Source organism: Mesorhizobium sp. M0184, assembly GCF_040322215.1.
Classification (GTDB): domain Bacteria; phylum Pseudomonadota; class Alphaproteobacteria; order Rhizobiales; family Rhizobiaceae; genus Mesorhizobium.
In genome coordinates this window covers 16,909-40,437 of the sequence record NZ_JAMYSZ010000034.1, presented here as the reverse complement: position 1 = coordinate 40,437, position 23,529 = coordinate 16,909, and the positions used below count along the sequence as shown (strand labels likewise).

Genomic DNA, 23,529 nt, shown 5'->3' with positions numbered 1-23,529 from the left:
GGAGAGAAGGGAAAGTCATGATGTCGATGATATTCATAGGGGGTTCACGCGAGATATTTGAGCTGACGGAACCTGCCATCGCTCGGATCCGCCCAATCGTTGTTGCCGTGCACGGCGTGCTGATTGGCGACGCGTCTGGAGCCGATGCCGAGGCGCAGGGCCTGCTCGCGGGCTACGGCTACAAACATGTCGGGGTCTTCCATGCGGCCAAGGAACCCCGCAATGGTCTGGGCGACTGGGCTGCCTACCGGGTCCCGTCTCCTGAAGGTGCTAGAGGATACTGGATCTACGCCGCCAAAGACCGGGAGATGGCGCGCGCCGATTTTGGGATGATAGTCTGGGACGGCGCATCACCCGGCACGGCCGTCAACGTGCTTCGGCTCGCCATGGCGAACAAGCCGAGGTCATCTACGATCTGGCCAGGGGCAGCATGGCGACTACGCACCATGTCGTAGACTGGTGCGCCATTGCTCCGCGATGCCGGTCCAGACATTCGGCGCGCCAAGCCGAAGCCCGCATGACGCGAGGCGAGCGCCTGGCGTTGCCGGGATGATGTACGCGCGGTCCCGGCGGGTCCAACGCGATAGACTTGATCCGGCCCCGCGCCCCCAACTCCACTTGTATGAACGGCCGGGGCCGGCCCTTTTCGAAACCGGCTCACCGCCGCGTGGCGTTGTGCAGGATGATTGTCTTGACCCGTCTCGCATCTGAAGCGGGTGCAAGCCTGCCGCACATGCCGCTGCTTGGTCATGCGAGGCATCGCTACCGTGGGGCGTGGCGTTCGCCGATCTCCAAACCGCTGTGCCGCCATACCGAACACGCAAGGCGGTTTAACCGCCAGGCTGCTGTTCAAGGTATTAACGACGCAGGCGGCATGACCGGAGAGACTGGCGGGGTAAGCAGCTTCCATCGATCCGGCGGCATTGCGGATGTGGCTGGCGATGGCGGCCTGAGTTCTTGTCCATCTGCCGCATAGCGGGTGGTCAGATGCTGGTCGCGTTTCCGGCGAGCCGAAGCATTTGTCTCTCAAGGTCACCCGTTGGAAATCCAGCACCAGCGGCTTGTCGGGACAAGATAGTTGCTATTGGGATTTGGCCGCCGCAACCGCGAGCATCGCTTCTCCCATCCCATTGACGCCTCGGGCATTCAGCATTTCACCAGCGTTCTGAATGTCGCGCACCTCTTTGTTCTGGCTGAGTTTTGATTTACCAACCAGGCTGGTGATCTCGATTTCCAGGGCGACGATCGCCTTCACCATCGTGTCAATGAAGTCCTTCGGCGCGTCGCCCATCTTCCACGGGGCAGGCTGCGAGGCTTCATGCATGTGAGTGAGCTTCGCCACGTTACGGCGCACATAGCGCTCATCATCCCGGACAGTGATGCGTCCGTGGGCGTGGACGACGAGATAGTTCCACGTCGGCGCCTGGTTATGGAATTCATGCTTGCTTGGACCAGTTCGGCGAGATGTAAGCGTCAGACCGTCGAGCTCGTCCCGGACCGCATGGCGCTACGGCGCCACCTCCAGCCCGGCGAGACAGTCGTCATTGTCCGTGAGGGTGACCGCCCCTCTATGGTGAGAATATTGATCGCCGGCAACTTATGGCGCCTGCCGACCTCAAATTCGTTGAAGTCGTGCGCCGGCGTGATCTTGACCGCGCGGCTGCCTTTCTCCGGATCAGAATACTCGTCCGCCACCACCGCGATCCTGCGGCCGACGATCGGCAGAGGATGAGGTTCTTGCCGACAAGATGCCGGAAACGCTCGTCGTCGGGATGCACCGCCGACCGCCATATCGCCCAGCATCGTCTCCGGGCGGGTCGTCGCCACGGTGATGAAGGTTTTAGGATTTTCCGGATCCAAAACCTCGCCCTCGACGGGGTAGCGGAAATGCCAGAGATTGCCGTTGACCTCCTGCTGTTCGACCTCAAGGTCGGACTCGCGGTCAAGAGCTTCGGGTCCCAGTTGACAAGCGCTTGTCCTTGTAGATCAGGCCTTTCCTTGTAGAGCGTGACGAACACTTCGAGCACCGCCCTGGACAGGCCCTCGTCCATGGTGAAACGTTCTCGGCTCCAGTCGGCCGAGGCCCCAGCCGCTTCAACTGGTTGAAGATCGCGCCGCCGGATTCGGCTTTCCACTCCCAGACTTTCTCAATGAACTCGTCGCGCGTCAGGTCACGGCGGTGGATCTGCTTCTCCATAAGCTGGCGCTCGACCACCATCTGCGTGGCGATGCCGGCGTGATCCATGCCGGGCTGCCACAGAACGTTCTTGCCGCGCATGCGCTCGAAGCGCACCAGAATGTCCTGCAGCGTGTTGTTGAGCGCATGGCCCATGTGCAGCGAGCCAGTGACGTTCGGTGGCGGGATGACGATGGTGAAGGCTTCCGCGCCCTCCTCGGCGCCTGCGCCGACACGAAACGTCTTTTGAAGCGTATTATGTTTTTTGTGCATAGACCAACGAGTTGAACGGCGGCCCCATAAATCGCCGATGTGATAGGTCGGGCGAAGGCGTCCACCAGCTCGTACTTGTCAAGACGATGCCACCCTTGATCTTGCACCCGCCTCCGATACCAGCGATGCGCTGCGTCGTACGCTCATGCCTGTCAGGATGGGATGGGCGCTGCTAGCACCGTGGCAGTTTGACAACCCGGCCATCGGGGCGGTAGCACCGTCCAAGGCCAAGAGTCGCAGGGCAGACCGCACCCCATCGGGCTGCGCGACCCAGACCAGCTGACGCCCAACTGGCACACTCATCGCGCATCAGCACCGTGGATGCGACATCTACTTTGTTGCGAGCGCGATATCGGAACTTGGTTGTGACGCAGCTGTGCGTAAGCGCACCGCTGTCAGCAAGTGAGTGAGCGAAAGAACTACGTGGTGGAGGTGAGAAGTCATGCAGCGTCAAGATTCCCCGCCCTTTGCGGCAAACACACTGATCCCTCTTCAGAATCCGGTCTTTCGTTCGATCTGGACAGCCACGCAGATATCCAGCCTTGGCTGGCTGGTGCAGAGCGTGGCTATAAGCTGGCTTATGGCAACGATTTCAGCCTCCGATCTGATGGTTGCGCTCGTGCAGGCTGCATCGACACTGCCCGCCTTCTTCTTGTCGATCCTTGCTGGAGCGATTGCAGACAGCTTCAGCCGCCGCGGCGTGATGCTTGCCGGACATTGCCTGATCGCACTGGCATCCACGGCGCTGGCTCTCTCTGTTGGACTGGGCTTTGTCAGTCCATGGCTGATCTTGGGACTGAGTTTCTTGGCGGGATGCGGCTTTGCCTTGAATGATCCAGCCTGGCACGCCTCGGTCGGCGACATCCTGGAAAAGCGCGACATACCCGCTGCAGTGACGCTGATGTCGGTGGGCTACAACGTGGTTCGAAGCATAGGACCGGCGCTTGGCGGTGTAATTTTGGCTTTGCTGGGCCCCCTTACGGCTTTCGCCTTCGCTGCGCTGACCGACCTGGTCCCGTTGAGCGCTGTACTGCGCTCCAAGTGGCAAGTTCGCTCTTCGCCTCTTCCGCGCGAGCGGATGACGACGGCCATTCATGATGGCATGCGCTTCACGGCAATCTCCTCGGAGATCAGAGTGGCGATCGTGCGTGCAACCCTGTTCGGGCTGTCAAGCATCTCGATCCTTGCTCTGCTCCCCCTCCTGGTTCGCGACCAACTGGCGGGGGGGCCAATTGTTTACGGCGTCCTGTTGGCCGGCTTCGGCACAGGCGCCTTCATCGCGGGCATTGGCAATAGCTACTTGCGACGCATCACGTCCCAAAATCGATTGATCACGTTCGCGTCCGTTGCTTGCGCAACGTGTTGCCTTTTACTGGCTCTCACATCATCGGTGGCTGTAGCAGCGATCGCGCTTGCAATCGCTGGCGCAGGTTGGGTTGTCACCTGGACCGGAACCGACGTGTGTGTGCAGTTGGCAAGCCCAAGGTGGGTCGTTGGTCGCACCCTGTCGATCTATTACGCCCTGACCTACGGCGGCATGGCAGCGGGCAGCTGGATCTGGGGTGCTGTCGCGCAGAACTATTCCCTGACGTGGGCTTTGGAAGGTGCTGCAGCGGCGCTGTTGCTGGTTGCAGCTGTGGGAAAGCTATTGCCGGTCCGCCTATGGGAGGAATCGGATCAAGGGGCCTTCGACTTCAGGCCACCAGAACTGGCCCTCGATTTGAAGCCCAGGAGCGGCCCGATCGTGATCAAGGTGGAGTACTCGATACCCGAGGAGAATATCGAGGAATTTCTGAGCTGCATGCGCGAAAGGCGGCGCGTTCAGAGCCGTGCCGGTGCGCGGGACTGGACCCTCCAGCGCGATCTTCAGAACTCGACTCTTTGGACCGAGACATTCCGCACGCCGACATGGACGGACTATCTTCGTCTAAACCATCGGCTAACGGTGACTGACAGGGAAGTAGGCGAGCGCCTTGCCGCTCTGCAGGTCGGTGATTCTCCTCCTCGTCTCTCACTTTCGATTGAGCGGTCGACAAGCCCCGCCCCCGGCAGCCAAGTCCAGCCTGTGCCCTTTGTATCGCGCCCGTAAGGAAACCAGTAACTTTTCTGGGTTCGGACACGGGAATGGCCGAGACCTACTCCTTCTTTCGTCGGGTCTGCCCGGATTGCCATACGTTGCAGCCGGTTAGGCGAGCATGAGGATTTGTGTGGCACGTATGTCCACCACGGGCCCATGTCCAGCCCCACCGCCTCTGCGGCCATCAGATCGGCTTGGGCACGGGTTCAGGTCGCCTGTCCCCCTGCATCGCGGCGAGCAGCGGGAGCAAGGGGGGCGGAAGGGTCTCCCCGGTCTGCAGGGAGCGCAGCGGGCAGACGGAGGAATCCGCCAGCGGCGGCTTGCTGGGAGAGGGCCGCGCGCCTCTTTCCCCTCCCTGACAAAACGTGCCGCCAAGCACGTTCACGTCGGCGCAGCCGTGCCGCAGAGGCGGCCGCAACAAAGAAGGCCTACAAGGCGGAAGCATCGAAATGTCCGCCAGCGGGACCAATTCAGTTCGGTGCTGGAGAAAGCGGTTCAACAGGGCGGCCATGGGAGCGCCAGCATAGCGCCGCTGTCAGGCGCGATGCGGACCGACAGCCCCGGCGAAGGGCGCTGATTGATCGACCGAAATTGGATCGGGTCATAATCCATGAATTTTTCACGATGCTTCAGCACGCGCGTGGATTTGTGCATTTAACTGCAGCGTCCAGGTGGTCCGGTGGAAGCGCGCCCGGGGCATCTTGGAACTTATTTGATGCAGCCATCCAGGACTGCTGCATTGCCACAGCAATGGTCACAACCTGCTAGGATCCGGACCCATAAAGGGATTGAACGAAGCCGCTGACGCGTCATTTGGTGCGTGGGTTTGCGGATGACGCTTCTGTTTTGAAGGATTGCGGCTGTTGAAGCGCAATCTTGAGAACAGGAGTTTGAGATGGCCGAGTTGAGCCCTCTTCGCCGACGCATGATCGAGGACATGACGATCCGCAATCTGTCGCCGGCCACCCAGCGATCCTACGTGCACGCGGTGGCCAAGTTTTCGCGATATTCGACCGCTCGCTGGACCGGCTCGGCCTGGAGGACGTTCGCGCCTTCCAGGTGCATCTGGTCTCTACCGGAATCTCGTGGCCAGCGCTGAACCAGACGGTGTGCGCGCTGCGGTTCTTTTACGGCGTGACGTTGCGTCATGCCGAGATCCCTGAACGGATCGCCTATGCCCGCGCGCCACGCACGCTGCCGGTGGTTCTCAGCGCTACGACGTTGTCCGCTTTCTCGCCGAGCCTGAAGACGCGCACCGCCCTGACGACGGCCTATGCCGCGGGCCTTCGCGCTTCGGAGACTGTCGGACTGAAGGTCGGCGACATCGACAGCGGACGCGGCGTGATCCGGGTCGAGCACGGCAAGGGCAGCAAGGACCGCACGGTGATGCTGTCGGCGCAGCTTCTGCGCATCCTGCGGGTCTACTGGCGGCTGGCGAAGCCGCAGGGCTGGCTGTTTCCGGGCCGGGATGCAATTCGCCCCATTGACGTGCAGGTGCTGTACTCGGCCTGCCGCTCGGCGCGTGCGGCCGCCGGCATAGATAAGCGTGTGACGGTCCACACGCTCAGGCACAGCTTCGCAACGCATTTGCTGGAGAACGGCACCGACATTCGCATTATTCAGGTGCTGCTCGGCCACAACAATTTGTCCTCGACGGCGCGCTATACCAAGGTCTCGAACGGCCTCATCCGGCGCACGACAAGCCCGCTCGACCGACTGAACATCGAAGTCGTGCCGCCCGGCTGATCGGTCCCGCCCAAGTGCTTAAATGTGTTATTTATGTTCATGGTGTTGCCCTCCTCAGTGGAATCGAACCCCGAGCCTACAGGCTCGAAGCGGGCAAACGCCGCTCCCTTCAGATTTTCAACAATGACCGGGACATCCCCGGCCAACTCCGTTCACACCGTCAGCGTGAGAGTGACCGCTGCCCCACCAAGAAAGTCGCGAGCGCAGCGCCCACTCAAAAGCGCCGTAGTGTGGTGAGGGCAGCCTGTTACCCATCTGGGTCGCCGAAGGTGAATGACCTCGACAAGGCGACGATCGTGCGCCAAATCCGATGGATCCGCAATGTTGCGTGCTGGAGTAGGTGCCGTGATCCACGAAAACGAAAGGACCTGACATCAGCCATCTTTGCCCGTCGCGAATGTCCTGTATGTGGCAGCTGGTATGGCCGCACGATCACCATTGCTTGGCTTGACAGCCCTATTGTCGAGCAAATCGTGCGGATCGTTGACCATCACCGCCAAGTTATGGCGTGTCGAACAGCCAAGCGTTTGGTCGAAGGACTTTTCGTTGAGTAAAGGACTGGAAAGCGACGGACAGACAGGAGGATGGGCATGGAAGACAATCGCCTCTATTCGCGCTGCGCGGCCGTCCTGTTGGTCGAATAAGTGGATCTTGTAAGCGTCGATGCCCATCTCCTTAGCCTGATGGACCGTCTCTGCGCTGAGACGGGGCGACCCGCTGATAAGGAGATGGAGCGCATCCCGCCGACCGCGACTGGCTCTCTCAAGGAACACACGCAAACGTTGCCGTTCGGAAGCGCGAAGGCTCTCTAACGTTAGGACGGTGGTCTCCTGCCGGACAAGGATCGGTGTCAATGGCTCGACACTCGGTGCGGTGCTTGTGCAGCCACTTACACTTGCCGTCAGAGCGATCAGGAGACCTATGATCCGCAACGTCATTCGGCCCCCCTATTCAATGATAAAGCCGAGACCGCCCTTGGCGGCTGGCGCGCCGGTGCGGGGATTGGCGTGGTATCGCGGCGGACTTCCCAACGAATTCGTCGGGGTGGCCCCCCCGTCCAAAGGCTGCCCCATCCGGGCCGTGGGGGCGCTCATCTGGTTGGGGGTCGATCCTGGTCTTACGATGTAAGGCGTAACCAGAATAACCAATTCCGACTCCTCCTTTTGAAATGAGGACGAACGGAACAGGGCGCCAAGGATCGGCACCTCGCCGAGCCCAGGAAAAGCACTGATATTGTTGCTGACGTTACGCCTGATGAGCCCACCGATTGCAAAGCTCTGCCCGCTGGCGAGTTCGACGACTGTGTCGGCACGGCGCGTGGAAATTGCCGGCACGGAGATACCGTTGATTTGAACGGCACCTTGCGACGTGAGTTCACTGACTTCCGGCTTTACGCGAATATTGATTTGGTTGTTGTTGAGAACGGTGGGTACGAACTCCAGGGCGACGCCGAAGTGACGGAATTCAATCGAGACCCGCCCATTTTCCTGTGGGACAGGAATGGGGAATTCGCCGCCGGCGAGGAAGCTGGCGGTTTCACCGGACATGGCAGTGAGATTCGGCTCAGCCAAAACGGAAGCGATGTGCTCCTTGGCGAGCGCGTCGAGAACCGCGCCGACGCTGATATTATCATTGTTGAATCCAACTTCTGCTGTACCGCCACCATTGGCCGCACCAGCGGGCACCTCTGCTGCCGCTTAACAAACCCACTTTGAAATTGCCGATTTGACCGAAGGCAGACAGGTTAATACCGAGTTCCTTCATGGCGCTACGGGATACCTCCGCAACGCGCACATTCAGATTAACCTGCAAGGACCCAGCGACCTTGATGTTATTGACGACCTGCGCACCGTCACCGAGAAATTGCTCAGTGACTCTTTTCGCGATGTCGACGACCTCGGCATCGGGCGCTGTACCGCTAAGGATTGCGCCGCGCGGCGTGTAACTGACGTGGATCGGATAGTCGCCGACCTGGTCCCTCAACATGGCGCGCAGGTCCCCGATCGGTTGTGTGACGACAATACGCAACTGGGCGAGAGCCTCCCCGTTGTCGTTTAGGGCGAACAGACTGGTCTGCCCGGATTTCTTCCCAAAGACGAAGATGGTTTTGTTCGAGGGTGCCTGATAATCTGCGATCGTCGGGTCGGCAACAAAGATGGTCGCGGCTGGCGCGGACAAATGAACTGTCTTGCCGAGCGAAGAGGAAAGGTTCAGCGTCGCGTTGATGCTATTGGAAGCGGCACGCGGCGCCCCTTCATCCCCGTTGTTTTGGGCCGCGGCAGAAAGTGGAGATAATAGAACGAGCGCGCAGAGCAGATGGCCCAAGTAAGGGGAAACCGTAGGTCTCGGACCGCCGATGAGGATCGGCTGCTGTTTGGCGCCACGATGGCGAGTTGGAACGATTTTCAAGGCAGTCTGTTCTTTCAATTTCGACCAACTATGCGGATGCCGCCTCAGTCGATTCAAGAATGTAACCAATGCCGCGCACGGTCTTGATCCGTGGCGTTGCACCTGACCTACTCAGGTGTCCACGTAAGCGATAGATTCCGACTTCAAGCGCGTTGGCAGTTACCTCGTCGTTGAACGAATAGAGGTGATCTTCCAACTGCGCACGAGGCACGATGCGGCCTGCACGGATAAGCAGATGCTCTAGAATACATAGTTCGCGGCGTGCGATCTTCAGCGGATGACCCGCAACGGAAACCTGTCGGCCGGGACAATGCAGTTACCCCTGCCGCGCTTGACCATCAGGCACCGGGAAGAGTGCCGTGGTGGCGCAGGAGGGTTTTGGCTCAGAATCATGGAACACGATGAATCATCGCGGCGCATTTTGTAGAGCGAACGATAAGTCTTGCACGACCAGCCATTTATCCCTCGCGAGATCAATGCCGCGGGCAATTAGCAGGCGAACTCCGTCCGGACTGAGTACCTGTTTCAACGCGGGCAAAAGAAGTTGTGTAGCCATGTCACGAAATGCTTGGTCCGCTTCTCTGCCGGCCGATGGTCCATGAAATCCCCTCTGCACGCACGACGCCGGAAACCTCCTTGCCGATATGATGCTCAAGCACCGGCCGCCATGGCACCAGCGTGAACTCGCGCGATTTCTCGATGACAGCGTATTTTCCGCCGGCGAGCTCGACGGAGCGGCGGAGCGTGCCTTCTATTCGATCTCCACTCTGGGCTTCAGAATAGGGCAGACCGAGTTCGTTCGACAACTGGCCGGCCACGCGGTTCAACTCGCGTTGGCGCAGCATCGAAAGCATGTTGGCGCGATAGACGATCCGGTCCTGCTCTTCCCGAGCAAGACCTTGCGCAATCAGCCACTGCCGTCGGCGGCCTTGCGCCTCTCGGACATCGCGGCCGAAACCAGAGCTGTGCAAGGCCTCCGGTATGTCGGAAACCAGCTCTCGATCGAGCCAGGTGGCGCCGTCGAAGCTGACTTGTTGTTCCAGCGGCGTCGATGAGAGCTTGTCAACCGTGACAGGCTCGGCCCCGGCCCGCTGACGCTCGTAGTCAGACACACGGTCGAGATGATCCGGTGCGACGATCCAGGTGCCGTCCGGCTCGCGCTCGACACGACCGGTCGCCCGGCGGATCGCCTCCAGTCGCCGCGCGTGCGTTTCGGCAAAGCGTTCGGTGGCCGACGGGTCATGCTTGAGATGGATATCGATGCTGTAGCGCCCGTCATGGGCCGTGGCGATCTCGGCAATTGTGCGGTCGACTTGCCTTGGCCCGGTGTCCCTCGCCGTGACCCGCACTATGCAGCCCTCTGGCGTCGGTTGGGTGGCCTCGCCTTTGCCGATATCAACATAGTGGCTTTTGCCGTCCACGCCGTCGACGACGAGGTAATGGCGGTCAGTGATTTCGTCGGCCAGGCCGCGCGCAATGATGCGGCCGACGACAGGCTGCATCTGCTCTGCAGATCGATCATGGACAACATAGTCGGCGGCACTGCGGGCGAGCCCCTTGCCGGTCAGTTCGCGGTGCATGGTCTTGATGATGTCGCCCCGCTCGCCGATGCGGCGCAGCGTCGCTTCAAGCTCGCCATCAAGGCGCCAGCGGCCCGAGCCGACTTCCTCAGCCAGACCCATCCGCTCGAGCTTGCGCAGGCGGCCCTGGTGCAGCGTCTGGCGAAACGTGTCTCGGCTGGCCGGTGAGACATGCCCCTCATGGTCGCGCATGCGGAGCAGCTGCCGATCGATGTTGGTGAAGCGTTCCCGCTCCATTTCCTGGCGCAGGCGTTGCTCGATCTCGCGGTCCGTTCTCGGGCCAAGGTCGAGGCTGACCAGCTCCGCCGCCCGTTCACGGATTCCAGACGAGATGTAGTCCCGCGCGATGACGAGGTTTTCGTCGCGGTCGTCCTTGCCGCGGACGATAATATGGGTATGCGGATGACCAGTGTTGAAATGATCGACGGCCACCCAGTCGAGCCTAGTGCCGAGGTCTTCTTCCATCTGCGCCATGAGGCGCCGCGTGAGCGGCTTCAAGTCATCATACTCGATGCCGTCTTCAGGGGCGACGATGAAGCGGAACTGATGCCGGTCGCCATCGGCACGATCGATGAAGGCCTTGCCATCAACGCGGTCGCTGTCGGCGCTATAGAGCTCGCCAGGCTCGCCTTCGCGGGTGACGCCGTCGCGCTGGAGGTAGCGAAGGTGTGCACGTGCCCCGTCAACACCCTTGCCGGCCAGCTTGACGATACGCGCCTTGACGACGGCGCGCCGCTGCCGAAACGCCGCGTGGGGGTCGCGCGCTCTGAGAACGGCGGCAGCAGCCCCGCCGCGCCCCGCCCGGCTTCCGATGAAGCGGCCACGGCGACCGCTGCCGCCGCCGGCTCGGTTGATCGCGGCGCGGATCTGGCCGGCGAAACGCTTGCCTGCCTTCGAGCCGCGCGATCCGATTTTGCCCAGGCTCGGCTTGAACTCTTCATCCTGCATTGAGCCTCCTAGTAATCTTAAGCAATATCAGAGGTTTGTCGGCAGCAGCTCTCCTGACGCTGAAGGCAGCCTCCGTGGAAAACGATGTGCAGACAAAGACTTCGCCGCCTCGAGGAGGCGATGCCTTTATCTTGCCTTCCGCGGACCTGCCTCCCTGCCCGGCCTGACCCACGGTACCCCTGCCCTCACCTGCGATCCGGCCGGCCTGACCTTGCTCGCTCCGATCCGAGCGGCACCACGATTTGGCCATTCGGATCTGTCGCGGAAACACCGTTTCGCAGGAAAAACAGCGACTGCCCGGACGGGATTTCCGGCGCTTTTCCGGAACGGGATTTGCCGGTGAACGCGTCCATATCGGCGGCCGAGATCCCCGCCGCCTTGAGCTCTTCCAGATACAAAACCGTCTCGCTGGGCAGCGGTCGCCGACGCTGCAAATGCTGTTCGTAGCGGTCCGGCCCGGCGTTATAGGCGGCAAACAGGCCGGGAAAGCCGAAGCGGTCATACATGGCGCGCAGATAGGCAGTGCCTGCCAGAATGTTGTCGCGAGGGTCGTGCGGATCGGCTCCCAGGCCAAGCTCTGCGCGCAACTCCTCGTAGGTGCCGGGCATCACCTGCATGAGGCCGACGGCGCCGGCGTGGGAGGCGATCGGCCGTCCATTCAGCTTTGTCTGCCCCCGGCTTTCGGCATCCATGACGGCATAAATCCAGGGCTGTGGAATGCTGAAACGCCGGCTTGCCTCAGCTACGTAGTGCTGCCATCTTGCCAGCTGCGGACCACGGGAGATGGCGGCCGGCTGAGCGTCGGTCGCGGCGGAACAGGCGCATGGCGCTATCGCGACCATGCCGAGCATCAGGAGGGTTACTCGGTCCATAGCGGCACGAGCCTCCCGGCAATATTTTCGGCCGGCACCGGCCCGAAATAGCGGCTGTCGAAGGAGTGATTTCTATCGTTGCCGAGCAGGAAAACCTCGGCGGCGGCGAGCTTGCGGCAGGCATTCCACCAAGGCAGCGGACGGTGCTGCGTGTCGGTTGCCAGCCGGCGCGCGACAATTTCGCCGCCGATGATGATGGCGTCGCCGAAGGCGCAGACATGCTCGCCAGGCAGCGCGGCAAGGCGCTTGACCAGCGGCACGTTGCTGGGCAGATAGAAGCGTTCGGCGGCGAGATCGGCGACCGGTTTTGGCGGGCGGACGAGCACCAGGTCGCCACGAGCCGGTGATCCGGACGCGACGCGATAGAGGCCGACCGGCGCACTGGCCGAGGCGTTCCAGACCAGCCAGGGCGATGGGTTGTCGAAAGCGGCGAAGCCGATCAGGCTGAGGCCTATACTGGCCACGGCGATCGTCTTGCGCGCCCGAACGCGCCGCAGATGGCTGCCGATCAGACGGGTAGTGGGACGCCGGCTCATGAGCGGCCTCCCTCACCGGCCGAGCCGGAATCGTGCCCGGCATCCTCGGGCCTGGTCTCCTGCGCGCGTCCCTTCGACCAGTCGTCGAGCTCGTCGATGTGATAGCGGACATAGCGGCCGTGCTTGCGAAATTGCGGGCCGCCGCCTTTGAGCCGCATCTTCTCCAGCGTGCGCTGGGACAGCCCGATATAGAAGGCGGCCTGCGCGGTGTTGAGAAACGGACTGCCCTTCTTCGCGCGGGCCGCGCGTTCGTTTTCGTCGTCCATGATGATCCTCGTTTCGTTACGGACAAGCGAAGGCGAGGATCGGCGAGCGAGATCGTTTTGGGGACGGGCGAAGAGTGGGGGGCGAGTTTTCGCCGCCCCCTCCCGAAAGAGCCCCGCGCCGGTTGCGGCGCGAGGCTCGAAGCAGGCGGTTCAGTCGACCGGGTTCCAGATGATGGCGTATGTGTCGTCGTCATCCTGGCCGGCGGCGCGGCCGAGATTGGCGTAGAGCTTGCGCGGGCCGAACTCGGGTGCGGCAATCGACAGGCTCACATAGTCCTTGCCGGAGGTCTCGCCGGTGCGGATCCAGCCGGCCCCTACTTCGACCCCTTGCGTCAGCACCCGGAAGTCGGGATGGGTGTCGGCGCTCTTTGCCTGATTGGGCACGATGTCGATGTCGGCGCGGACGCTAAGCGTCTTGAGCTGGCCCTTGTAGCCGCCGTTTTCCTGTTTGGTTACGTATCCGATCGCGGTCATTTTCAGTCTCCTTTGGTGCTCGTAGGGGACCATTCCCCTGCGATGGCGGACCGTGATGGGCGCGTCCGGACCGCCGGAACCGGGACGGCCGCAGCGATAGCGGAGGACCCGAGCGGGCAGCTTTTTTGAAGCGAAGCGGCGCGAGGAAGCCGCCGCAGGCGGCGGGGAAAAAAGCTGCTGGCGAGGGTTTCGGGCGGGCCGGATCCGCCCATAGGTCGTCAAGCCAGCCGCAGGGGAATGGTCCCTGAGACACATGGAGACAGGTGGCGCGATCGGCGGCACAACGAGCAGGCGGCATTACAGGGCGCCGGCTGCGCGGGCTCTGTCGGCAACCGGATCGGACAATTGGCCCCATGCGCGGGGCGCCTCAGCAAGCAGCCCGGCGCGGTGCAGGGCTGCCGAAATGGGGGCGAATTGGCGTCGGGATTTCTCGCGCGCGGCACTGGCTCGACAAGACGCCCAATCGGCAGCCGGCGCGGCCCGGAGCGGCGCGCGTGACCTGAGCGGCGGCACTCGAGAGAACCGCCGCTGAGGTTGATCGGTTCATTCGCGCACGAACAGCGGCTGCACTTGTGTCCACTGATCGGCGGTGCGGAAGCCGCCGCGGCTGGTGTAGCTTTCGGCGGGGAATTTCATCCAGCGCGGCAGCCAGCTCTCGACCTTCTGGCGGCCATTCTCGCCCGCCAGGAAGTCACGGATGATGTTCTTTTGCGTCTTGACCTTCTCGGCGACATTGCCGTCCGCGACCAGCTTGCAGCCGACCTCGGCCAGCATCGAATTGGCGATTTCCTTGTCGCGCAAGAGGTCGAAGAAGGCATCGTCCGGTTGCCACCATGTGCCCATATCGACGTTCAGATGGTTGCCGAGCGCCTCGATGACGGTGCTGCCGGCTGCAAGCGTCTCGGCCATGACAAGGGTGAGAACGCGCATGACATCGTCGTCGCAGAGCGCCAAGAGGCGCGCGAACACGCCGGCGGTAGCAAAGGCGTCGCCATTGCCGCCGGCGACCACGCCGTCCTCATCCGGTGATCCGAGCAGGGCCAACACTGCGCGCCGTTTTTTGCCGAATGCAGCTTCAGCCTTGCAGCCGGCAAGGCTGGCAGTCACCGTCTCGTTGGCTGCGCGCTGTGGCTCACGGCGCACCTGCCACAGGCCGGAACCGGTGACGGCGTGCGCCACCACGAGGCGCAGCGCCACGGCGGGATGGTCGAGCATGGTCGCGCGCACGGCGGCATGGCGATGCAGATCGACATAGTTCTGCATCGGGCCGGTGAGTTCGGGGCGCGGCGGCTTGGCGGCTGTTTCTTCTTGCTCACCGCCCTCGCGGGCGCGGCGGGCTTGCTTGTGTGACAGCCAGCCCTCGTGACACTCGACCTCGCCGCGATAGGTGACAGCGATGAAGACCTTGCCGCCCCTCTTCTTCGGGGTCTTCTCGTAGTCCCATGGGTGGAAATACTGGCCCGGCTCCAGCAGCACCACCTCGCTCCAGCCGTCGTTGAGATAGGTGTCGCGTCTGGCGGCAATCGCTTCGTTCTGCTTTTGCCAGAACAGGTCGGCATCGGCGAAATAGCTGTCCTCGCCGAACAGGTCCGAGGTGATCAGGCCGGGATATTCGTCGATGGCAAACAGCGCCACCTTGGTGGAAATCGACTGGCCGCCGAACAGCCATTGCTTCAATTGAAAGCCACGCGGCGCGTATTGATCGGGATCGGCACAGAGTGCCAGCCAGTCCTTCTGCTGCGCCTTGGACGCCATGGTGAGATGGCGCACCGTCTCGGCGTCGATCTCCTCGCGGCGATAGGCTTCGCGGATTTTGGGCAAGAGGTCGCCAAGCGCCAGAATGCGTTTGACCTTGAGGTCAGTGATGCCGAAGGTCGCAGCGATGTCGGGAACGGTGCGGCCTTGCCTGACGAGCCGCGAAAACGTCTCCCATTGCGATACTTCGTCAGGATCGAGGCGGGCGAGGTTTTCGATCAGCGAGGCTTCCAGCGCATCGGCGTCGTCACCATCCTCCATGATGGCGCAGGGCAAGGGATCGCCTTCGCCGCGCTCGTCGGCAAGCGATTTGGCGGCGAAATAGCGCCGCCTGCCGGCGACGATCTCGAAGGTTTCCGGCTGGCCGTTGGGCCGCACAAGGAGAGGCACCAGCACGCCGCGCGCACGCACGGACGGCAGGATGTCGGAAATGTCGGGCGCGCGTTTTCCATGGCGCATGTTGAGCGCGGAAATATTGAGCTGATCCAAGGGGATGTGGGCAAGCTGCATGGTTACTCTCCTTCGCTTTGGTTAAGGTTGTCCCCGCCGCAGAGGCCGAAGACCGGCGCGGCGGGACGGTTTTTGCGCTTATCGGCGCTGCTATTCCGCCGTGTCGGGCGGAAGCTCGGAATGGGGCTTTGAAAGGGCGTCTGCTGCCTGCCGCAGAAGTCGCTCGGCCTCGGTGATGTGGCGGCAAATGCGGATGGCTTCGGCATAGACGGAGAGCGTAAAGCGCGCCTGGAAATGCAGGTCGCGCTCTATGCCGAGGCCAAGCGGACCTTTACGGATGCAAGCTCGGCCAGACTGACGCTGCCGAGTTCGGGGAAGCCGAAGCCGAGATCGCAAAGGCCGAACAGCGTGTCGCCATCGGCGTCGAGTTCGCTCAGAAGCCACGTGGCGGCACCTGTCGGATTAAACAGTTTCACAACGGGAAAATGGTCGATGTCGGCGTCGGCGGCGCCATTGGCGAGCAGTCGTGCGCGCAGTGGATCGGTGATCAGGATCATGGAAAGACTCCTTGTCAGAACAGGTCGAGTTGATTTCTGCTGGCTTCATCGAAGAGGCCGATATCGAGCGGCTTTTGCGCCGCGCGCGGAGACATCGGCGCGTCCATCAGGAGGGTGAGCCGATCGCGCGTGGTGATCCGCCGGCCACCGGGAATGAGCATCTGCTCGCCTTGCGGCGTCGGCTCGGTCGCGGTCAGTTGAGGATCGCGCATCGTCATGCCGCAATCCCTTCCTGCGCCTCGCTTTTGGCATCGTCCTTAAAGCCAAACAGGAAATCGGCGGCCTTGGAGGCAAGACTGGCGGCACGGAAGATCGCGCGGTTGTCCTCGCGCAGCACCTTCAGCCATGAGCCGATGTAATCGGCATGACGCACGGTCGGCTCGATACCGAGATTGCTGCAGACGAAGGCGGCAGTGATTTCGGCGACCAATTCTTCACGCGCGTAAGCCTTGGAGCCGAACGAGCCGGAGAGGTCGCGAGCAAGCCGCGTCGGGTGGCCGGTCCAGTGGCCAAGCTCGTGAAAGCAGGTCCGGTAATAGTCGATCTGGTGATGGAACGCCGGCTGCGGCGGCACCTGAATGTGGTCGCTGCCCGGCATGTAGAAAGCGCGATCGCCGCCGAACCTGAAATCCGCACCGCTGGCGCGAATGAGCGTCTCGGCCTGCGGCACGATCTCGCACTGAGGCAGCGGCTCGGCGGCGGCGTGGAGGTGTTCCGGAAGATTATCGCACTGCGCGACATTGAAGACGGTGAAGCGCTTCAAAAAAGGCACGGCCTGTGGTTCATCGCCCTCGTGGCGTGCGCGCTCCTTCTCGTCCTTGGGGACAAAGCGGTCGGCATGCACGATGGTCGTGCCGCGCTCGCCCTTCCTGACATTGCCGCCAAGGACGAGCGCCTGCCGGAAGGTGAGCCAGTTCTGGCTGGGATAGCTGCGCTCGATGACCGCGCCCCACAGGATGAGGATATTGATGCCGGAATAGGTGCGCCCAGAGGATGCATTCCTCGGCAGGCCAAGGCCTGCCTTTGCGCTGCCCCATGGCTTGACCCATGGCACGGTGCCGCGCTCCAGCTCGGCAATGATGCGGTCCGTGATCTCCTGATAAAGGCTGGCGCCGGGGCGCCCGCCCTTGCCTGCGCCAGCCTCTCCGCTGGGGGTACGCTTGCTGTTTGCATGCATCGTCTCATCCTCCGCTCGCCAATCGCCGCGGCTTTCCCCGGAAGCGGGGTGGGCGGCGAGTCGCGACCGGAAAGGCCCGCCGTGGTAGGCGGACCGCATCCGAAGGACCGGAACGAAGAGGAGGACCCTGAGCGGCACGCGAAGGGTTGCGGGCTGCCGCGGCGGGCCTAGAGGGGAGTGCCGCCCACCTCGCGCCACCGGGAAAGGCCAACAGACAAACCGCGCCGCCCGCAAGGACGGCGGCCGTCTCAGCCCGAAGGGCTGCCCACGCCAAGGGGCGAAGCCGAATGGCCGAGACCGCCTAAGCTTGCCGAAGAAAAGCGGGCTCGGTTCACGAGCACCTGGTGCGCGTCGTCAGGCGCGCGGGCGCCCGCCAGGACGGCAGGCTGGACAGATTTTTCGCACGGATCATCGTCAAGCGCCGCTGTTACGTCGAGAAACTCGATGACATCCCCGCCGTGCGCGCGGCTTCCTCCGAACAAAACCAGCGCTCGCCTTTCAACAGGTTGAGGCGCGTGTCCCAGTAATATTCCTGTCCGGGATCATGATAGACGCGCTCGCCCGTTTTGTAGCTTATATTGGCTTTGATGTTGCGCCGAGAGCGGCAGGGTCGATTCGAAGGTCAAGAAAGCCAGCCAGGAGTTGTCTTGATAGCGATGGTTGTCCACGCCCTTCCCTCCGAAGAGAGAATGCGACGTTTGCAGCCTGGAGTCTACAAGTCGGGTCTAATTCCGGTCCGGTTCCGAACCATTGAATGAACGACGCATCCTTACCCTGGCTTCTGGCGACGTTCCTCATGGCTTCGTCAAAGAAAGGCATGTCCGCGCACCAGCTGCATCGTATGCTTGGCGTCACCTACAAGACCGCGTGGTTCATGGCTCATCGCATCCGTGAAGCCATGGCGGAAGACGTGAAGTCTGCTGGGCCGCTCGGTGGCAAAGGCAAAACCGTAGAAGCCGACGAACCTACATTGGACGCGTCGACCGCGATTACCTTTCGCCGCAGCGCAAGGGCCAGCCGCGCTTGAAGCGCAAGATGAAGCCGAAGCGCACCGATATCGGCCTTGTCGGGCGTGGCGGCAAAGCTCGCATGGTTTCACGTCCAGCACGCCACCAAGGCCGTTGTGCGCGATATCCTGGTGCGCAATGCCGACGGTAATTCGACGCGCTATACCGACTAGTCCAAGCTCTACACCGTGACCGGCAGGAATACGCCTCCCACAAGACGACCAATCATTCCGCTGGCGAATACGTTCGCTACGAAGGCGCCGAGACAATTCACTCTAATACGATCGAAGGCGTGTTCTCTGTGTTCAAGCTCGGCATGGTTGCCGTCTATGAGCATTGCGGCGAAGCTCACTTGCACCGCTACCTTGCCGAGTTCGATTTCCGCTACAATCGCCGCACCGGCGCTTAAGGTGACAGGCACCGAACGCCACGACCAGTTGCTTGCCATGATCGAAGGCAAGCGCCTTACCTATCGGCGGATCGGTGAAGCCGGTATCGCCTAAGCAGAAGGTGCGCGCAATGTTGCGCCACCTAAAACGCCGGAACATCTAATCGTCTTTGTCTATCAGTTTTGGCTCTTGATAGTAGAGTCTCTCTATCAAGTAATAGAGCCCATGGCTGGTCGTGACCATCATGTGAGCAACGCAAATATTGAAAGAGACTATAGCGACAACTGACACCCACCAAGGAAATATTTTCTGGGCAGCGTCAGCGGATACCACAAACAGTATTGCGACAACTGAGAGAAGGAACGACATGAAAGACAAGTAGCCAAAAATCGCACTGACATATTCACGCCGCGTCAGCCCATCTTTGGATCCCGCCGATTGCAATATTTTCCCTTCGTAAATTTCATCATCAAGGCTCGACAGGCTGCCGCTAAAACTGGCGATACCGACAAGTGCGGCGATGTAAAACCCAGTGAGCACCCCGCAAAAAGCCCCAAATCGGTCTAGAAAGCCCCTCTCACCAAAATAATTTCCGGAGAAACAGATGAATGGGACACTCAGCAGTGTCGCGAGCACCACCAGCGCAATTGCGTTACGAGCCCAAAGTCGTTTCCCATCTTCGTTCACCAAAAGAAGGTATTTCAATGGGTAAAACAGGAAGTTCATTGCTAGGCCTTTGACGCAAGCGCTGTTGCCTTAATTACAATTGGCTGACTAAGGCTCGGCGCGCATTGACTTAGCTCTTTATCAAAAGCCACCTGTTCCGAACGAACGAAAAGCAATTCTTTTGCATCTTGTTCTTTATCAAGCTTGACAGTTTTCGTCCGCTTATCGTCGAGAGAAATATCGATATTGAATTGCTCCCAACCGGCTGCTTTCGCCTTGGTAAAAAGCGCTGACATCAGTCCCTTGAAATTTACCGGCGTAATTTGTTGAGTAACCTTCAGCATCATAGTCTCAGTTCGCGGGACAAAAATACCATGGGCGTCCACAAAATCGGGCTTAGCTTGACGAACCAGCGTCACGTAGTCGATTTCTCCTTTCTTGAGGGCCGACTCCATCGTCTCTGATTTCAATCCTTCAGCTTTGACGGTAGTGTATGTGGTCTCTTGCTTGCCTTTTTTGGCAAATTCGAAGGTATAGTCAAAAAGCGCTTTGGCCATTATCTGCCTGACCACGGCCATGTTGATACCAGGTATCTCCTCCAAAACGGCTCGATATTTTCCCAGTTTTACGTTTTTTTCTCGTATAACGAGATGGGCGGAAACAGACGGCTCCTCGCCCTTATTGCGAACGGTATTTCGAATCGTAAACTTAGTCAGTGGCTTTTTTCCGGCCGCAGCCCTCGCCTTTTTACGATAGGCTGGGTCAGACGCGCTTGGGCTTGCGCGGTGGATTAGCAGCGCCAAAGTCTTAGCTGCCCGATCATAGGCCGTCTCAATGATTTCCACGATGTCGCCATTTGCTTGTACATCCAACGCCTTTTCAGAGTCGATGTAGGCGTCAAGCGCCTTTTTTATGCTCGGGGTTTTCCCTTCCCCGTGCAGAGGCAGGAAGGCTGCACCGCTGTGGCGCGGCGCGAATGTCATATCATACTGTCGAAAGAATCTTGAAAATTTCTCCAAGAACAAGAGATCGCCCCTCCCCGTATTGATAGGGGCTATATCTACTCAAAACTGATCAGAGTCCATCTGTCCGTTTGCGCGGAGGACTGTTGTTCCCTGATTTCGTCGCGTTGGCTTTGGAAGGGTCTACTTCGCGCGGCTTCTGCATCCTCTTCGGCGGCGTCTTCAGCATCCGCTGCACGGTCTCATTGAAGCGCTTTTCGTCGGACCTTCTTCCCCGAGCCAACCGGGGAAGTCGTATCAAACCGGAAGAATCCGTTAAGAAATATCCAAAACGCATTTCCAGTGCCAAATCGGCGTTTTCGCATTTTTCCACTTGTCTGCTGAATCCGGCCTCCACGCTCTAAAACCTTACCGAATCGCCCATACTTTGTCACGTATATAATTAGGATTATCATCCTAATATCGGCATGGCCTGGTAAAGACCCATCCGCAGCGGAATGGCAGCTTGCCGAAGAAAAGCGCGCTCGGTTCACGGTACCGGCGCGAGCCGTTAGACGCGGAGGCGCCCGTTAGCCCGCAGGCTGGACAGAATCTCGCACGGATCAGCGTCAAGCGCTGCAGTTAAGTCGAGAAACTCGATAACGTCGAGACGCCGCTCTCCACCCTCGTACTTGGCCACGAAGGATTGGGGCCGATCAAGCTTCTCGGCCACCTGCGCCTGAGTCAGGCCTTTGGCCTTGCGCAGGGAAACCAGCTGGGCCAGAAACCGCTGGTGGCGGGGCGATCGAAGAGATTTGGGCATGTAGGCGAACCGGTCGGGTAAAGACCGGATCAGCGACTAATCCCGGTTTCGGATTATCCCATTTTGGGATATGCTGCGTTGCATCCAGCGCTCAACAGCCGAGGCTCGCAACAGGCATGAATCGATCAAGGGGAACAGATGAGACTCGAAGCTCAACTCTGTGCGACGAAGTCCCCTGGTCGGAGAACCTGACGGCCTACGATAGGCAGCATTTCACGATCTACCTGCGGATCCTGGATGCCTGCGCCGACAATGCCAGCGAAGAGGAGATGGCCGATCTCATTCTGGGCATCGACCCGGCCCTTGAACCGGTCCGCGCCCGCAAGGCTCTTCGCAGCCATATCGACCGGGCGAACTGGATGGTGACGACCGGCTACAAGGAACTGTTCGCCGGCTGACGCACAGCACGGATTGTCATGCTCTTCAAACAAGGAAGTTCAGATACCCGTCACTCATGAGCGCACGGCCGCGAGAGACGGCGCGGCGGGAGCGGTCACAACTGCTTCGCGTGCTGTTTGACTGCCATTTCCAGTGCTTGGCTCAGAGGCACAGCCTTGGAGAACAGGTAGCCTTGAGCGGTTCGGCAGCCAAGCTTGTGCAGGGTTTGCCGATCCGCCTCTGTTTCGACGCCCTCGGCCATGACCTCGATCCCGAGCATGTTACCGAGATCGATGACCGATTTGACAAGCAGTCGGTCCTCTCGGGACTTGGCCAAGCCGCGAATGAAGCCCTGGTCTATTTTGACCTTGCGTATCCGACTGTCCTTGAGCGATGCCAACGTAGAAAAGCCGGTGCCGAAGTCATCGAGCGCGATGGAAATGCCCGCATGTGAAAGCCGTCCGAGCTTTTCATCCACTCTGTCCGGGTCCACCGGGGATTCTTCGGTAATCTCGATTTCGAACATCGTTGCAGGGAGGCCTTTTGCCGCCAGACCATCCAAAACCATGTCGTCGATATCGCCGGCTTCCAGTTCGCGCGGCGAAACATTCATCGCCACACGGAAATCACGACAGTCAGCTTTCACCAAGCCGTCGATAAAAGCACAACAGTCGGCGAAGACGGTTTGCGTCAGCAGCTGAAGCATTCCGGTTTCGCGTGCAGCTGTGATGATTTCGGGTGGAGAGATGGCACCATGAGTCGGATGGGACCACCTCAGCAAGGCTTCAAAACCGACCACGGCCTCGGTGTCGAGTTTCACGATCGGCTGGAACCAAGGTTGCAAGCTTCTCGTCTTTATCGCCGAATGAAGGTCCCGTTCGACGGACTGGCGGCGTTGCAGTTCCCTGTCGAGTTCGGCATCGAACAGGCAAAATTCGTTCCTGCCACGACGCTTGGCCGTGTAAAGGGCGATATCCGCCCGCAACAACATTTCGGTCAGGCCCGGGCTTTCCGCCAGGTATATTCCTATTGATGCCCCGACCCGGACGGACGCGACCTCCCGATAGGGGCGGGCAATTTTTGCTATAATATTGGAGGCGAGATCATTGGCAGAAAGCGAAACCCTCGTTGAGGGAAAAAACAGCACGAATTCATCGCCGCCGATACGAGCGAGCGTTGAGCCTTCCGGTGCTTCCTCCTCTATGCGGCGGGCGATCCTGACAAGCAGTTCATCACCGGTCCTGTGACCGTAGGTATCGTTGACGGATTTGAACCCGTCCAGGTCAACCAGCATTGCCACGAAGGGGCCATCCGCGGTCTCGAACCGTCCGATAGCGTCTTCGAGGCCACGCCTGTTGAGAAGGGCCGTCAGGTGGTCCTGCCTGGAACTGGCCTTCATCTCCGCCGCAAGCCGCTCGGCCTCATGCCTCAGGCGGCTCGCTTCGCGGAACCGTGCTTGCCCAACAAACGAAGCTCGAACCAAGCCGCCCATGAAGAGCAGAACGGTAAAAGCCAGAATGTAGTCTTCAAAATTGCCTTTCGCCAAAAGGCAAGCCACCGTGATGAGGAGCGGAGGTGTGATGAAGTTGATCGCCGCCGCGGCATACGAACTGCCGTATGTAACCGCACCAGCTGAAATGCCCGCCAGAATGACCAGATGCAGCGGTGCTTGAGGTGTCGTGTATCCAACAGTCAGGACGGCCAGGAAGGACCAGGCAAACCCTGCCAGAAGAGCAAGGATGCCAAACCAGCGAAGCCGCGGCAAAACCCCCACTAATCCGTCATGGCGCCCCGTTTCCTTTAGCTGATAACGCGCGAGTGCAAGGCGGGCGGCATTTATCGCATTGACGACCAGGAACCAGATTGCAGCTGCAAAGCCGCTGCCAGAAAGGGCGTGCACCGCCCAAATCAGGCCTGACAGGATAGCGCTTATCGGCATCGACACGAAGAGGCCGGCCCTCAGGTCAGCAAGCTGATCCTGACGGATTTTGGCCTCCAGCGTGTCTTCATTCTTCGGGGCCATGGACGG

Annotated in this window: 19 protein-coding genes and 6 pseudogenes; 6 read left to right on the top strand and 19 right to left on the bottom strand. The window is 60.6% G+C overall.

Annotation, left to right across the window (positions count from 1 at the left end):
• Positions 1-20 precede the first annotated feature (20 nt).
• A complete protein-coding gene (locus NKJ23_RS28855) occupies positions 21-455 on the top strand; it encodes a hypothetical protein (RefSeq protein ID WP_352683963.1) in 435 nt (144 codons plus the stop codon).
• A 626-nt stretch (positions 456-1,081) separates the two neighbouring features.
• Here NKJ23_RS28855 and NKJ23_RS28850 read toward each other — a convergent pair.
• Both NKJ23_RS28850 and NKJ23_RS28845 read right to left on the bottom strand, forming a co-directional pair.
• Positions 1,082-1,477 (bottom strand): FMN-binding negative transcriptional regulator, encoded by a 396-nt coding sequence (locus tag NKJ23_RS28850; RefSeq protein WP_352453596.1) that lies wholly within the window; start codon positions 1,475-1,477, stop codon positions 1,082-1,084.
• 89 nt (positions 1,478-1,566) lie between these two features.
• Positions 1,567-2,449: pseudogene (locus tag NKJ23_RS28845) on the bottom strand (class I tRNA ligase family protein); the annotation flags it as partial.
• A 442-nt stretch (positions 2,450-2,891) separates the two neighbouring features.
• On the opposite strand from NKJ23_RS28845, the gene NKJ23_RS28840 reads away from it, so the two are divergent.
• Both NKJ23_RS28840 and NKJ23_RS28835 read left to right on the top strand, forming a co-directional pair.
• A complete protein-coding gene (locus NKJ23_RS28840) occupies positions 2,892-4,538 on the top strand; it encodes an MFS transporter (RefSeq protein WP_352453590.1) in 1,647 nt (548 codons plus the stop codon).
• Positions 4,539-5,421: 883 nt separating this feature from the next.
• Positions 5,422-6,272, top strand: a pseudogene (locus tag NKJ23_RS28835) (tyrosine-type recombinase/integrase).
• A 374-nt stretch (positions 6,273-6,646) separates the two neighbouring features.
• Here the strand turns inward: NKJ23_RS28835 and NKJ23_RS28830 are convergent.
• The 13 genes and pseudogenes from NKJ23_RS28830 to NKJ23_RS34750 all read right to left on the bottom strand — a co-directional run bounded on the left by NKJ23_RS28830 (position 6,647) and on the right by NKJ23_RS34750 (position 17,873).
• Positions 6,647-7,210 (bottom strand): CpaD family pilus assembly lipoprotein, encoded by a 564-nt coding sequence (locus NKJ23_RS28830; RefSeq protein WP_352683961.1) that lies wholly within the window; start codon positions 7,208-7,210, stop codon positions 6,647-6,649.
• A 9-nt stretch (positions 7,211-7,219) separates the two neighbouring features.
• A pseudogene (locus NKJ23_RS28825) lies at positions 7,220-8,681 on the bottom strand (type II and III secretion system protein family protein).
• A gap of 28 nt (positions 8,682-8,709) precedes the next feature.
• Positions 8,710-8,985 (bottom strand): annotated as a pseudogene (locus NKJ23_RS28820) (winged helix-turn-helix domain-containing protein); the annotation flags it as partial.
• Between the two features lie 253 nt (positions 8,986-9,238).
• The gene (rlxS, locus tag NKJ23_RS28815) at positions 9,239-11,209 is read right to left on the bottom strand and encodes a relaxase/mobilization nuclease RlxS (protein ID WP_352683959.1); all 1,971 of its coding nucleotides are present in this window, start codon (positions 11,207-11,209) and stop codon (positions 9,239-9,241) included.
• A gap of 185 nt (positions 11,210-11,394) precedes the next feature.
• Positions 11,395-12,081, bottom strand: coding sequence for a lytic transglycosylase domain-containing protein (locus NKJ23_RS28810; protein WP_352453593.1), 687 nt, complete (start codon positions 12,079-12,081; stop codon positions 11,395-11,397).
• The gene (gene lepB / locus NKJ23_RS28805; RefSeq protein ID WP_352683957.1) at positions 12,069-12,617 is read right to left on the bottom strand and encodes a signal peptidase I; all 549 of its coding nucleotides are present in this window, start codon (positions 12,615-12,617) and stop codon (positions 12,069-12,071) included. The genes NKJ23_RS28810 and lepB overlap by 13 nt, the downstream gene beginning before the upstream one ends.
• Positions 12,614-12,883 carry a helix-turn-helix transcriptional regulator gene (locus tag NKJ23_RS28800; RefSeq protein WP_023679653.1) on the bottom strand — a complete coding sequence of 90 codons (270 nt, stop codon included), beginning with the start codon at positions 12,881-12,883 and terminating at the stop codon, positions 12,614-12,616. Before NKJ23_RS28800 ends, lepB begins: the two co-directional genes overlap by 4 nt.
• A gap of 150 nt (positions 12,884-13,033) precedes the next feature.
• On the bottom strand, positions 13,034-13,357 hold the full coding sequence (locus NKJ23_RS28795) for a DUF736 domain-containing protein (RefSeq protein WP_023672372.1): 324 nt from the start codon (positions 13,355-13,357) through the stop codon (positions 13,034-13,036).
• Positions 13,358-13,900: 543 nt separating this feature from the next.
• Positions 13,901-15,622: a ParB/RepB/Spo0J family partition protein gene (locus tag NKJ23_RS28790; RefSeq protein ID WP_352683955.1), complete on the bottom strand. Its 1,722-nt coding sequence runs from the start codon at positions 15,620-15,622 to the stop codon at positions 13,901-13,903.
• A 90-nt stretch (positions 15,623-15,712) separates the two neighbouring features.
• Positions 15,713-16,119 (bottom strand): annotated as a pseudogene (locus NKJ23_RS28785) (DUF2958 domain-containing protein).
• Between the two features lie 14 nt (positions 16,120-16,133).
• Entirely contained in the window at positions 16,134-16,337 is a 204-nt protein-coding gene (locus NKJ23_RS28780; protein ID WP_352683952.1) for a hypothetical protein, read from the bottom strand.
• On the bottom strand, positions 16,334-17,296 hold the full coding sequence (locus NKJ23_RS28775) for an ArdC family protein (protein WP_352683950.1): 963 nt from the start codon (positions 17,294-17,296) through the stop codon (positions 16,334-16,336). The genes NKJ23_RS28780 and NKJ23_RS28775 overlap by 4 nt, the downstream gene beginning before the upstream one ends.
• Positions 17,297-17,723: 427 nt before the next feature.
• Entirely contained in the window at positions 17,724-17,873 is a 150-nt protein-coding gene (locus tag NKJ23_RS34750; protein ID WP_502902584.1) for a sunset domain-containing protein, read from the bottom strand.
• 198 nt (positions 17,874-18,071) lie between these two features.
• Between NKJ23_RS34750 and NKJ23_RS28770 the strand changes: the two are divergent.
• Positions 18,072-18,806, top strand: a pseudogene (locus NKJ23_RS28770) (IS1595 family transposase); the annotation flags it as partial.
• 45 nt (positions 18,807-18,851) lie between these two features.
• Here the strand turns inward: NKJ23_RS28770 and NKJ23_RS28765 are convergent.
• On the bottom strand, positions 18,852-19,418 hold the full coding sequence (locus NKJ23_RS28765; RefSeq protein ID WP_352683948.1) for a hypothetical protein: 567 nt from the start codon (positions 19,416-19,418) through the stop codon (positions 18,852-18,854).
• Positions 19,419-19,420: 2 nt separating this feature from the next.
• Positions 19,421-20,341: a hypothetical protein gene (locus NKJ23_RS28760; protein WP_352683946.1), complete on the bottom strand. Its 921-nt coding sequence runs from the start codon at positions 20,339-20,341 to the stop codon at positions 19,421-19,423.
• Between the two features lie 125 nt (positions 20,342-20,466).
• Between NKJ23_RS28760 and NKJ23_RS28755 the strand changes: the two genes are divergently transcribed.
• Positions 20,467-20,724 (top strand): hypothetical protein, encoded by a 258-nt coding sequence (locus NKJ23_RS28755; protein ID WP_352683944.1) that lies wholly within the window; start codon positions 20,467-20,469, stop codon positions 20,722-20,724.
• A gap of 146 nt (positions 20,725-20,870) precedes the next feature.
• On the opposite strand, the gene NKJ23_RS28750 is transcribed toward NKJ23_RS28755, so the two are convergent.
• The gene (locus NKJ23_RS28750) at positions 20,871-21,122 is read right to left on the bottom strand and encodes a helix-turn-helix domain-containing protein (RefSeq protein WP_023722035.1); all 252 of its coding nucleotides are present in this window, start codon (positions 21,120-21,122) and stop codon (positions 20,871-20,873) included.
• Positions 21,123-21,238: 116 nt separating this feature from the next.
• Here NKJ23_RS28750 and NKJ23_RS28745 point away from each other — a divergent pair, with 116 nt between their 5' ends.
• The gene (locus NKJ23_RS28745) at positions 21,239-21,520 is read left to right on the top strand and encodes a DNA -binding domain-containing protein (RefSeq protein ID WP_352683942.1); all 282 of its coding nucleotides are present in this window, start codon (positions 21,239-21,241) and stop codon (positions 21,518-21,520) included.
• A gap of 95 nt (positions 21,521-21,615) precedes the next feature.
• On the opposite strand, the gene NKJ23_RS28740 is transcribed toward NKJ23_RS28745, so the two are convergent.
• Positions 21,616-23,523 (bottom strand): putative bifunctional diguanylate cyclase/phosphodiesterase, encoded by a 1,908-nt coding sequence (locus tag NKJ23_RS28740; RefSeq protein ID WP_352683940.1) that lies wholly within the window; start codon positions 23,521-23,523, stop codon positions 21,616-21,618.
• Between the last annotated feature and the right edge of the window lie 6 nt (positions 23,524-23,529).

Coding starts and splice junctions, on each gene's coding strand:
- NKJ23_RS28855 (WP_352683963.1), top strand. CDS start 21: ATGTCGATGATATTCATAGGGGGTTCACGCGAGATATTTGAGCTGACG.
- NKJ23_RS28840 (WP_352453590.1), top strand. CDS start 2,892: ATGCAGCGTCAAGATTCCCCGCCCTTTGCGGCAAACACACTGATCCCT.
- NKJ23_RS28830 (WP_352683961.1), bottom strand. CDS start 7,210: ATGACGTTGCGGATCATAGGTCTCCTGATCGCTCTGACGGCAAGTGTA.
- rlxS (WP_352683959.1), bottom strand. CDS start 11,209: ATGCAGGATGAAGAGTTCAAGCCGAGCCTGGGCAAAATCGGATCGCGC.
- NKJ23_RS28810 (WP_352453593.1), bottom strand. CDS start 12,081: ATGGACCGAGTAACCCTCCTGATGCTCGGCATGGTCGCGATAGCGCCA.
- lepB (WP_352683957.1), bottom strand. CDS start 12,617: ATGAGCCGGCGTCCCACTACCCGTCTGATCGGCAGCCATCTGCGGCGC.
- NKJ23_RS28800 (WP_023679653.1), bottom strand. CDS start 12,883: ATGGACGACGAAAACGAACGCGCGGCCCGCGCGAAGAAGGGCAGTCCG.
- NKJ23_RS28795 (WP_023672372.1), bottom strand. CDS start 13,357: ATGACCGCGATCGGATACGTAACCAAACAGGAAAACGGCGGCTACAAG.
- NKJ23_RS28790 (WP_352683955.1), bottom strand. CDS start 15,622: ATGCAGCTTGCCCACATCCCCTTGGATCAGCTCAATATTTCCGCGCTC.
- NKJ23_RS28780 (WP_352683952.1), bottom strand. CDS start 16,337: ATGACGATGCGCGATCCTCAACTGACCGCGACCGAGCCGACGCCGCAA.
- NKJ23_RS28775 (WP_352683950.1), bottom strand. CDS start 17,296: ATGCATGCAAACAGCAAGCGTACCCCCAGCGGAGAGGCTGGCGCAGGC.
- NKJ23_RS28765 (WP_352683948.1), bottom strand. CDS start 19,418: ATGAACTTCCTGTTTTACCCATTGAAATACCTTCTTTTGGTGAACGAA.
- NKJ23_RS28760 (WP_352683946.1), bottom strand. CDS start 20,341: ATGACATTCGCGCCGCGCCACAGCGGTGCAGCCTTCCTGCCTCTGCAC.
- NKJ23_RS28750 (WP_023722035.1), bottom strand. CDS start 21,122: ATGCCCAAATCTCTTCGATCGCCCCGCCACCAGCGGTTTCTGGCCCAG.
- NKJ23_RS28745 (WP_352683942.1), top strand. CDS start 21,239: ATGAATCGATCAAGGGGAACAGATGAGACTCGAAGCTCAACTCTGTGC.
- NKJ23_RS28740 (WP_352683940.1), bottom strand. CDS start 23,523: ATGGCCCCGAAGAATGAAGACACGCTGGAGGCCAAAATCCGTCAGGAT.